Source organism: Rhodoplanes sp. JGI PP 4-B12, from assembly GCF_900188135.1.
This window is the reverse complement of sequence record NZ_FYEN01000012.1, coordinates 1-10,271: the sequence shown is the minus strand read 5'-3', so window position 1 is coordinate 10,271 and position 10,271 is coordinate 1. Positions and strand designations below refer to the sequence as shown.

Annotated in this window: 12 protein-coding genes; 7 read left to right on the top strand and 5 right to left on the bottom strand. The window is 57.3% G+C overall.

The features are described 5' to 3' along the window. Positions 1-828 (bottom strand): efflux RND transporter periplasmic adaptor subunit (locus CFA80_RS00830; protein WP_088518477.1); only part of this gene is annotated, 828 nt, incomplete at its 3' end. 65 nt (positions 829-893) lie between these two features. Here CFA80_RS00830 and CFA80_RS00825 point away from each other — a divergent pair. Further along, entirely contained in the window at positions 894-1,430 is a 537-nt protein-coding gene (locus CFA80_RS00825; RefSeq protein ID WP_088518476.1) for a hypothetical protein, read from the top strand. Positions 1,431-1,563: 133 nt separating this feature from the next. Here CFA80_RS00825 and CFA80_RS00820 read toward each other — a convergent pair whose 3' ends face one another. After that, on the bottom strand, positions 1,564-1,833 hold the full coding sequence (locus CFA80_RS00820; RefSeq protein ID WP_088518475.1) for a hypothetical protein: 270 nt from the start codon (positions 1,831-1,833) through the stop codon (positions 1,564-1,566). Between the two features lie 815 nt (positions 1,834-2,648). Here CFA80_RS00820 and CFA80_RS00805 point away from each other — a divergent pair. Then, the gene (locus CFA80_RS00805) at positions 2,649-3,095 is read left to right on the top strand and encodes a hypothetical protein (RefSeq protein WP_245281136.1); all 447 of its coding nucleotides are present in this window, start codon (positions 2,649-2,651) and stop codon (positions 3,093-3,095) included. 223 nt (positions 3,096-3,318) lie between these two features. On the opposite strand, the gene CFA80_RS00800 is transcribed toward CFA80_RS00805, so the two are convergent. Then, positions 3,319-4,704 carry an ATP-binding protein gene (locus CFA80_RS00800; RefSeq protein ID WP_143549661.1) on the bottom strand — a complete coding sequence of 462 codons (1,386 nt, stop codon included), beginning with the start codon at positions 4,702-4,704 and terminating at the stop codon, positions 3,319-3,321. Then, the gene (locus CFA80_RS00795) at positions 4,670-5,347 is read right to left on the bottom strand and encodes a response regulator transcription factor (protein ID WP_088518479.1); all 678 of its coding nucleotides are present in this window, start codon (positions 5,345-5,347) and stop codon (positions 4,670-4,672) included. The genes CFA80_RS00800 and CFA80_RS00795 overlap by 35 nt, the downstream gene beginning before the upstream one ends. Before the next feature lie 308 nt (positions 5,348-5,655). On the opposite strand from CFA80_RS00795, the gene CFA80_RS00790 reads away from it, so the two are divergent. The 5 genes from CFA80_RS00790 (at position 5,656) to CFA80_RS00770 (ending at position 9,592) form a co-directional block, all read left to right on the top strand. Beyond that, entirely contained in the window at positions 5,656-6,252 is a 597-nt protein-coding gene (locus tag CFA80_RS00790) for a hypothetical protein (RefSeq protein ID WP_088518471.1), read from the top strand. 231 nt (positions 6,253-6,483) lie between these two features. Further along, on the top strand, positions 6,484-6,786 hold the full coding sequence (locus CFA80_RS00785) for a hypothetical protein (protein ID WP_143549660.1): 303 nt from the start codon (positions 6,484-6,486) through the stop codon (positions 6,784-6,786). A gap of 337 nt (positions 6,787-7,123) precedes the next feature. Then, positions 7,124-8,059 (top strand): NAD(P)-dependent oxidoreductase, encoded by a 936-nt coding sequence (locus CFA80_RS00780; RefSeq protein WP_088518478.1) that lies wholly within the window; start codon positions 7,124-7,126, stop codon positions 8,057-8,059. A gap of 4 nt (positions 8,060-8,063) precedes the next feature. Next, positions 8,064-9,077 carry an aldo/keto reductase gene (locus tag CFA80_RS00775; RefSeq protein WP_088518469.1) on the top strand — a complete coding sequence of 338 codons (1,014 nt, stop codon included), beginning with the start codon at positions 8,064-8,066 and terminating at the stop codon, positions 9,075-9,077. Between the two features lie 137 nt (positions 9,078-9,214). After that, a complete protein-coding gene (locus CFA80_RS00770; protein ID WP_088518468.1) occupies positions 9,215-9,592 on the top strand; it encodes a hypothetical protein in 378 nt (125 codons plus the stop codon). 417 nt (positions 9,593-10,009) lie between these two features. Here the strand turns inward: CFA80_RS00770 and CFA80_RS01115 are convergent. Further along, a partial coding sequence (locus CFA80_RS01115; RefSeq protein ID WP_159454603.1) for a hypothetical protein occupies positions 10,010-10,271 on the bottom strand: 262 nt, incomplete at its 5' end.

The window sequence follows — 10,271 nt, the reverse complement described above, 5'->3', positions numbered from 1 at the left end:
GTGCTTGGCATTCGGAAAGCTCGCGCGCAGCCGGATGGTGCCGGTGGTCTGGACAATCTGGTTGTCGATGAGATCGAGCTTACCCTGGTCCAGCTCGGTTTTGTCGTCCTGGCTGTAGGCGAGTACCGTGAGCGGTCCCTTCGCCATCTGTTGCTGGATTTCGACGAAGTCGGTCTGTGGCAGCGAGAAGATCAGCGAGATCGGCTGAATCTGCGTTACATCGACCAGCCCATTGGCGTCCGTCGGATGAATAATGTTGCCATTGTCAACCTGACGGATACCAGTCACGCCGTCGATCGGCGCGGTCAGTTTCGTGTAGCTCAAGCTGGTTTTGGCCTGCTCGATCACTCCCTCATCCGCCTTCACCATCGCCTGGAGCTGAGCCAATTGAGCGTTCTGCGTTTCGACAAGCTGGGTGCTGGCGTAGCCTTTCTGCTGAAGCGTGGTGTAGCGACCTAGATTGGCCTGAGCATTGAGCACTTGCGCCTGATCGCGGTCGCGGTTTGCCGTCGCCTGGTCGAGCTGTGCCTGATAGGGGCGCGGATCGATCTCCGCGAGCAGATCGCCCTGATGCACCGTCTGACCTTGCGTGAAGGCAATCTTGATGAGCTGTCCGGTAATCTGACTGCGGACGATTACGTTGTTGTAGGCAATCACCGTCCCGACCCCGCGCAGATAGATCGGTACATCGCCCTGGCGCACCGTTTCAGCGACGACCGGGACGGCCGGCGGTGCGGCAGCGGTGTGTGCTGGTTCGGCAGTATCGTGCAGGTGCATGGCTGCCAAAGCGACGCCCGCCGCTGCGATCAGCGTGGCCGCGATTATCATGAGTCTCTTGCGCATATTTCGCCCCAATTCATTTTCAGCAGCCGGGCAACATTCCCGGCGCGCTCATGCCAGTGCTCGTGGAACCCGTCGCCGCAGTGGAGGCGTTTGTGGTCGAGCCAGTGCACGGCAATGTCATTGTGTTCGGCAACGGAACGCTGATCAGCGGACTGACGCCGCCATTGTCGATTTCAGTTGCACCGAGCGGAATCGTTCCGCCGTTTAGTGTGGTGCTCGAAGTTGTTCCAGATGTTGACAGTGGCGAGGCAACGCCCGTCGAAGTTATGTTGCTCGACCCGCAGACGGAGGTTGAACTCATTGACCCAGTCGAACTGAATCCGCTGCCGTCGAAGGTGGAGTTCGTACCGGACATCGAAGTCATTCCAGATCCGCTCGATCCGGAAAGCCCCGAATTAGCGCCGCTTGCGTTGCAGTTCGAGCTTGCTGTCGGGCTTAGGCCGCCTGGATCGATCTCGGTCGCACCCAACGGAATGCCGGTGCCACCATTCGATCCGGTGGACGCGCTCGAGCCCAGCATGCCGAGCGGGGACGTTGCTCCCATGGCCGAACCCATCGCCGGGATGCTGGTTGGGCTTTGTGCGTGAGCTGCCCCGCAGCTGAGCAGGACCGCCGCCGCTAGTATCAGACATACTCGCATGGATTCTTCTCCGTTACGGTTTTGATCGCCCTCCTCAAGAAGGAATTTTGAGGAGGGCGAGAACGGAAGCGTGTTACTGCCTACTTGGCAGTCTGCGGCGCGTAGAAATCGCCCTCACGAGCCTGGTTCAGCTCTTGAACGGTCGGTTGCTGCACGACGGTCTTGCTGGGCGCGTAGTAATCACCCTGCTTGAACTCGTTGAGTTCCTGAGGAGTGGCGTGCTGCACGACGGTGTTGGTCGGGGCGTAATAGTCCCCTTGCTTGATCAAATCCGTCGATTGCGCGAACACCGGCGCCGGAATGAACGCCGCAAGGCCCGCAATGACGAACATTTTGCTGAGAATTTTCATCTTCGATCTCCTTAGTTATCCGGTGACGCGTTCTGCGTTCACGAGGCGTGAGTTTGCAACGGTATGCCGAGTCGATTGACCCGCCTTGTCCGTCGCGATCGAAGATAGGCCGACAGCTCACGAGCACAATTAAATAGGGATTCAGAAGATTAAACTCGCTGTCATTGAAGGCGCAGGGTTAGCGTCTCGGAAAACATTGATCGCGAACTGGTGCGTATTCATGCGAGTGCATGGATCAGCGAGATCTACGCCGATGCGTGAAACGATCTAAAATAGATAAATCGGCACTGGTACGGCTATCTTTGCTATTGCCGGCTTCAAACGAAGGAGCTGCGGTGACGGCATGACGAAATGGCGAAATTTAGCAGTCTCGCTGTATATCGCTTCGAGAATCCATGTTGCCACCAAAGACAGCCACTGCCGCAGCCCGATTGTCTCGATCTGCTGTACGACGCTATCCTGATTGCCTCTCGCAGCGAATGTGAGGACGCCGAAAGACAATCGAAAAATGGTGCGAGATATCTCGTTCATGGCGCAACGCTTATTGAACCTAAAAAGCATGTCGTCTCAGTCGGAAATAAGCCTACGGCGTGCGAGTACAATTAAATTGGCATTCAGAAAATTAAACTTGATTTCATTGAATGCAGGTTCGTAGCCGGGAGGTTGCCAACGCGTGCCCACATCGTGACTGTATTTAGTCTCCCGGAGGACGCAGTTAAATTGATGCAGTGCTGCCAGCGGCGGCACGACGCCGCAGACCTCTCGAATTGCGCGTGGCGCTTCGGTATAAAAGGAGCGCATTTACGGAGGTTCTGTTGTCGATTCGAGCGGCGCAATTCATCAAGGCACGCGCATTTTCGGCGATGGTATTCGTGCTACTTGGCCTTGCGCCGGCACTCGCCGTGGTCCGGATCGGGGATGACAGCGGTGGACAGATTGGTCCTTACCTCGCCAAATATCGTGCATTGCGCGCATCCGGCGAGCGCGTGGAAATCGACGGCGCCGGTGCGTCGGCGTGCACCATGCTGCTAGGCATCATTCCGCGAAATCATATCTGCGTCACGCCACGCGCCAGTCTGGTCTTCCACAGCGCATGGGACCCCCAAGGCGACCAGGGAGTCAGCGCGGACGGCAACCGGATCTTGTGGTCGACTTATCCGGAAGGCATTCGCCAATGGATCAAACGCCGTGGCGGTCTGCATTCTCAGATCATCGTGCTGCGCGGGTCAGAATTGGCGGCGATGTTTCCGACTTGCCGGTGATTTCGCGATATCGCTCCCCGCGATTATTCGCTGCCAGCGAATAGTCCATTCGCAAGTTCGGCAATTATAGATTTACGGCATCGCAATATCTGGTGGCCGACGAGGGTATTGGCCTTCGCCTCCAACAGGAGGTTTGAGCGCTTTCGCGAAAAGACGATAACGAAAAAAAGGGCGGGCGCTTTTTGTGCTGTGGCGCAATTAAAAGCAACGGAAGGGCAGCGGGTCAGGCGTCTGCGCTCCGGCCTGCTATTTCGGCCACGCATCCCGGGCCGGACGAGATTCTGAAATCAAATCCGTGCAGCTTTACGATCGCGTTCACCAGGCTAAGCCCGAGTCCCAGGCCCGGATCGCAGCGGCTCTTGTCCGAACGGTAGAAGCGCTTCATCACAAGATCGCTTTCGCCGATGGGGATGCCGGAGCCCGAGTCGCACACGCGTACGACGGCTTCGTTGCCCTTGCGAAGTAAGCTGAGCTCGACGTGGCCGCCTTGGGGAGTAAATTTGACGGCATTATCGACAAGATTGGCGACAGCCTCGAACAATAGATCGCGGTCGCCATGTACGGTCGCGTCCTCTTTAGCTTTAACGGTAAAGTCGACTTTCTTGTCTTCTGCAATCGGTTCGTACAAGTCGCCGACCTCGCGCACTAGGTCCGCCAGCGCGACATCGCGGAATCCATCAACTTGTCGACTATGCTCAATCTCGGCAATGCGTAGCAAAGCGGTAATAATGGCCAGCGACTGATCGAGCCCGACGATCGCCTTATCAACGCTGGCCCGCAATTCGTCTAGACTCCCCGCTTTCTGGCGGGCGCGCTCGAGCGAGACCCGCACGCGCGTGAGTGGAGTACGCAGGTCGTGCGCGATATCGTCTCCGACACCTGCGAGCCGCCTGACGAGACTCTCAATTTCATCAAGCATTCCATTTACAAGGACGGCCAGTTTATCGAAGGGGTCATTCGTTCCTCGCGTGGGCAGCCTTTCCCGTAGTTCGCCATCCACGATGCGCTGGACCTTTCGGTTGACCGCGTCGATGCGTTTTTGCCCGCGAACGCTCAAGAGCGCTCCGGCCACCAAGCCAAGACACAGCGCTGGGATCAAGCCCAGAGTCAGTGCGCGTCGAACGACTCCGACGATCCACGTAAACTGCTGGACATTGCGGCCGACTACCAAGACTGACCTATCATCGAGTCGATGCGCAATGGTCCTGGCTAGCTGCCGGTCGCGACCGAACGCGTCGACTCTGATCAAGGAAACGTCCGTGGGCGACGAATCCGTCTGGAGAGTTGCCGGTAGATTTTCGATGTTGCCGGCGATGCGATTGCCGTCGGAATCAAACAATCCGCCAAGTTTCACCCGGCGAGGATCATTTTGCAGGTACTCATTTAGCCTGCGAGCGCGATTCTCCTTGGTTTCGGCCGTCACGAGGCGCGCGTTTTCGCTGTTTAAGCGATCAACGTCAGAACTGAGATAGCTATACTCTTCGCCGAGCACGAACACGAACATCAGAATCACGCATAGCGTGAATGCGCCAGAGATCGCCAGCGTCCAGCGAAATGTCGTGGTCCGCGCGAATTCAGGCAGGCGCACGGAGAACGAACCCTTCACCACGGACGCTGTGGATCATCGGCTGCTCGTCGGAGCCATCAACCTTGCGCCGCAATCGACCCATATGAACATCAACAAGGTTGCTCTGCGGAACGAATTTGTAGCTCCACACCTCCTCGAACAGCATCGCCCGGGTCAGCAATTGATCCTTTCGGCGCATCATATATTCAAGCAGGCGAAATTCGCGCGGCAGCAGATCGATGGGACGGTCGCCACGTTTGGCGGTGCGCGAGATTAAATCGAGCTCAAGAGGTCCGACGCGCAACATGGTGTCGCGGTTTTCCGAGGGCCGGCGCAACAGCGCCTCGATCCGCGCAATGAGCTCGAGGATCGCGAACGGTTTGGTCAAATAGTCGTCGCCGCCGGCTCGCAGTCCGCGCACCCGGTCGTCAACCGCACCGAGTGCGCTGAGAACCAGGACCGGAGTGCGGATGTGCTCCTGCCTAACCACTTCGATGATCGTGAGACCGTCGATGCCGGGCAAAAGCCGATCTACGATCATCACGTCAGCGTCGCCGATACGCGCCTTGTCGAGACCCTCGATCCCTGTAGCCGCCCACTCAACTTGAAAGCCCCGATCCACGAGTTCGGCCACGATCTCGTCTGCGGTTTGGCGATCATCTTCGATCAGGAGCACTCTCGACATGGCGAGTTCCCCGGGGGAGCCGACGGCCGGATTTTCGTGCTGGCCAAGATCGTTTTCAAGCTGGCAAAGCGGTGCCGCCGCACGCGTCAGCCCAGTTGCTTCATCGAGCACCATAGTACATCCAATCTGGTTCGCGCTCCGCTGCCTTAGTTAGGTCAACACTGAGGCGGATGCCATTAAATTGGATGTTAATGTCGCATTCCCGCGTGTTTCTAAATTCGAATTTACTCCGCTAAATTCCCAATTTAGTGGCATGGCGCCGTCCTCCGTCTATCCTCTCCGCGGTTCTTGCCGCGAGAGAAGATCAAATGAGCAGCGACCTACAGTACGTTGGAGAGGAACTTCATCGACGCCCGGCGCAGGCGATCCCCGATTCCTACCGGCCGGCCGTCACATCTGTCGATCTCGACGAAGATCTTGCGCTTCTAATTAGTGAGCTCAATCACCGCATTCGCAACCTATTGACCATGGCCGAAGCGGTCATCCGTCAAACGCGATCACCACTGCGGCCATACTGCGCGGACAGCAATCAAGTCTTTGCCACCGGCCCGGACCTCGAACTCCAACCAAAATTGGCGCTGGCCCTCCACCTTGTATTTCATGAACTCGCTATGAACGCGAAAAAATATGGCGCGCTCAGCTCACCTTTGGGCTCCGTTAAGATCCAGTGGGAGAGCGGGCATATAGCCGGCGCCGCTCGCCAGCTTGCGATCATCTGGACCGAGCACGGCGGACCCGAAGTGAAGCATCCTCAGTACTTCGGCTTTGGCTCGCGTCTCATCGCGAGCGCCATGCAGGCATATGGTGACGTACAGATGAACTTCGAGATTGCAGGCCTTGTTTGCCGTCTGCGGATCGATCTCGATCACGACTCAAATACGCGGGCAGTCTCAGCCACGCGCTAGTACAATCGGCTGCATTGACGCACTTTTTGACTCGGCGATCCACCACGCCGCATTCGAAAGTAGTTCCAGATTCGAAGGTCTCGTCACAGCTTTGCTCGCCCTCTGTATCTAAATCAAAATTTAATTATCGAAACTCGAATTTAATGGCGACGCGAGTGGATTCGTCCGATCTCCTGGGCACCGCAAGTGTTGAACACTTTGCCGATCAAACAAATCAAAAGGAGAACGGCTATGGTCACCAAATCAAAAATCGCAGTGATCGCCGCCATTGCGGCATTGAGCTTCGCCTCGCCGGCGCTCGCACAATCGTTCAATCGAAGTGACGGCACTGGCAACGAGCTGCCGTCTTATTACGATCACAATGGCGGTCTGCATACCGGAATCGCGCCGCAGCAGAATCAGATCCTTGCGCGCCGCAGCGGCCTGAATGCATTCGCCAGCGTTGGGCGTGGTGTTTCCAACTCAGACAGCCCAGCGGCCACAGGTGGCGGCAGCATCGGTTACAACGAGATGCTGCAAAACGACCAGTGGTAAGGAGAAAAAGGGGCGGGTTTTGGCCCGTCCCCTTTTCCGCTTTTGCTGCTGAATATTTGCGAAGAAGAGGACGTATCAGATCAGATGGGACTGCGCCATGACGGATAAAGCGTATCTGTTCATTCAGCTCTTCCTGATCATCGCGCTGTCGTACGCCGATGGTTTGACGGCCCTGCTTCAACGTCCGGAATGGTTTCAATGAGCGCGCTCGCTCGAACGGCGGCCTTGGCCGCAGACAATACTGAAATGGAGAAGGACAATGGATGACCTCGGTTCGGTGTTAGAAAACGCGCGAAGCGACGCGCCGAAAAATCGCCGCGCAGCAAAAGATAAGTCCATAAAAGTGGGTTTCATTGGGCTCGGTCACATGGGCGCGGGCATGGCGGCCAATCTGCTGAAATCGGGTCATCAGGTAACCGTTTACAATCGTACGCCGGCCAAGGCCGAGGCGCTGATCGCGCAGGGTGCAAAGCTAGCCGACAGCGTCGCCGCCGCCTGTGTGGGCGATGCCGTCATGACCATGCTCGCCAATGACGAGGCGGTCGAGAGCATCGTTCTCGGGCGCGATGGGGTCATCGGCAATCTGTCGCCGGGCGCGCTGCACGTTTCATCGAGTACAATAAGTGTCGCCCTGTCGGAGCGGCTGTCAGTAGAGCACGCCAGGAGGAGTCAGCGTTTTGTCGCCGCGCCGGTGTTTGGCCGGCCCGATGTTGCGGCGGCTGGCCGCCTGTTTGTAGTTGCCGGCGGAGAACGCGCGGCAATCGAAGCCGCGGCGCCCCTGCTCGAGGCGATCGGGCAAAAGACCTTTGTCATCTCTAACACGCCGAAGGCTGCCAATCTGGTGAAGCTCAGCGGCAATTTCCTCGGCGCCTCGGTAATCGAATCGCTCGGTGAGGCTTTGTCGCTTGTCGGCAAAGCCGGCATCGATCAAGAGCAATACCTCGAGTTTCTTACATCGACGCTGTTCGATGCCCCTATCTACAAAACCTACGGCGCACTGATCAGAAGTGGACGTTTCGCGCCGCCCGGCTTCGCTACGCCATTGGGGCAGAAGGATATCCGTCTCGTACTGGCTGCTGCGGAAGATCTGCGTGTGCCCATGCCGCTAGCGAGTCTCCTGCGCGACCGCTTCCTGACCTTGCTTGCCCATGGCGGCGAAGGACTCGACTGGTCGGCAATCGGCCGGCTCGCCGCCAGCGATGCTGGCATTGCCGAGATCGAGCGCAGCCACTTGCCTGTTTCGTCTGCCGCGCTCTCAACCGTGCAAAGGTGACGCTATGGAACAAATTGTACTTGGCACCTCTGGTGTGAAGACGTCGCGGATTGGCCTGGGTACCTGGGCGATCGGCGGCTGGATGTGGGGCGGCACCGATGAAACTCAGTCGATCGCGACCATACGCTCCGCTGTCGAACGCGGCGTGACATTGATCGATACCGCACCGGTCTATGGCTTCGGCCGTTCCGAGGAGATCGTCGGCAAGGCGCTCGCCCAAGGCGGCTTGCGCGACAAGGTGCAGATCGCGACCAAGGTCGGACTAGCCTGGAAGGACGGCACAGTATTTCGCGATTCTCGTCCCGCTCGCATCCGCAAAGAGATCGAGGATTCGCTGCGGCGGCTGCGCACCGATGTGATTGATCTTTATCAGGTGCACTGGCCTGACCTTGAGACGCCAATTGCTGAAACCGCGCAGACGCTGGAGGGTTTGCGGCGCCAGGGCAAGATCCGGGCGATCGGCGTCAGCAACTACTCGCCTGCGCAAATGGACGCGTTTCGCACCGTGGCGAGGCTCGATGCCGTGCAGCCGCCGTATAATCTATTTGAGCGCGAAATCGATGCCGATGTGCTGCCCTATGCCAAGCGCGACGAACTCACTGTCTTGAGCTATGGCGCACTCTGCCGCGGCCTACTCAGCGGACGAATGACACCGGAAACCAAATTTCAGGGCGACGACCTGCGCAAAGTCGATCCGAAATTCCAGGGTGAACGTTTCCAGCAATATTTATCCGGCGTCGACGAACTCAAGAAACTCGCGCGCGAGCGGTTTGGTAAATCAGTGCTGGCGCTTGCGCTTCGATGGGTGCTCGATCAGGGCCCAACCATCGCGCTGTGGGGCGCAAGGAATCCCAGCCAGATGAATCCGGTCGGTGAAATCGAGGGTTGGCATATTGATCCCGCGACGAAGACCGAAATCGACGCAATACTCAAGCGCTGCATTACGGACCCGGTGTCGCCCGAATTCATGGCGCCGCCAGTGACTCGACCGGCGGAGCGGGTGCTGTTGACGGCCTGAGCATCGTGCCGACTAAACGCGATTTTAGTTCTGCAAATTGCAATTTAATGGTGTGGGGACGTGACCCGTCTTATCTCCAGGACGCAGATTCCGGCTACCAAATTGTTCGCTGATGAAGGCAAAATAGGAGACGAGTTATGATCATGACCAGTACCGCTTCAAAAGACACAGGCGATCGATGCGGAAAAGCAATCTCGATCGCGCTTCGCAATCAAGAGGTGCAGCAAACGTCTCGCATTCGCAATGCAATGGTACTCCTGGCCATAATTGCGTTCGGAACGGCGATGGCCACGCACGCACACGCTGCCGAAGGCATCGGTAATGCAAGCGGTGGGTTTCACAGTACTCACATGCCGGGCAGTCACATACAGGGTGGATTTGGCGGCCCGATCTTGGACGGCGCTCCTTCCATGCCCGCGCCAACTTTCAATCCATCGGATCCCTACACCGTACCTCAATCGCCCGAAATGCCGGTCTCGCCCGCAAGTCCGGGATCGATATTCGGAAACGGCTAAGTCTGGCTGGCTGACGACGCAGTCCTTAGCGAACCAGTCTCCGGCCCAAATTCCCTGCTAACAGGGAAAAATACAGGGAAATTTACGAGAACCGAGCCGTTGCAGCATGGGTCACTGCTGGAGTGAGCCTAGAATTCGGGGACTTTCGATGAGATTCCCTGGACATTGGAACAGGGAATTTTTGGAGAGAAAACAGGGAATGCTATTTTCCGAACAGGGAATTTCTCCTTTGATTCCCAGCGCCCGACTTTTGCCGCGCAGTTGGGCTCACGCAACCACTCGATTAGACTCCACCATGGCGTCCAAGCATCGCCCCTGCCCTGCTCGCCTATTTCGGCTTACCGAGACAACGGCCAGGACTTCAAAGATCGAAAAGTTCGGCGCGGCCCGGACGGCGCTACTGGACACAACCGCCAACTAAAGCATCGTGTCATGACCGACGCCGAAATAGACCCCGGACAAGCGCGAGCAGGAGCCAGTGTCGGTGAAGCATGATGATTCATCAATATGTCCGGATATGATTTTCGGAAAGGACAACCCAAAATCTTCAGCTATCCACAAGCTCGCCGGCCGATTACCCCATCTTTGGGTAAGCAGACATTCAAAAGTTGGCATTACCGGATAATTGCAGCCGAAGGTTTTTTCTAATTCTTGACGCGGTGGTTCCATTCCAGGAACT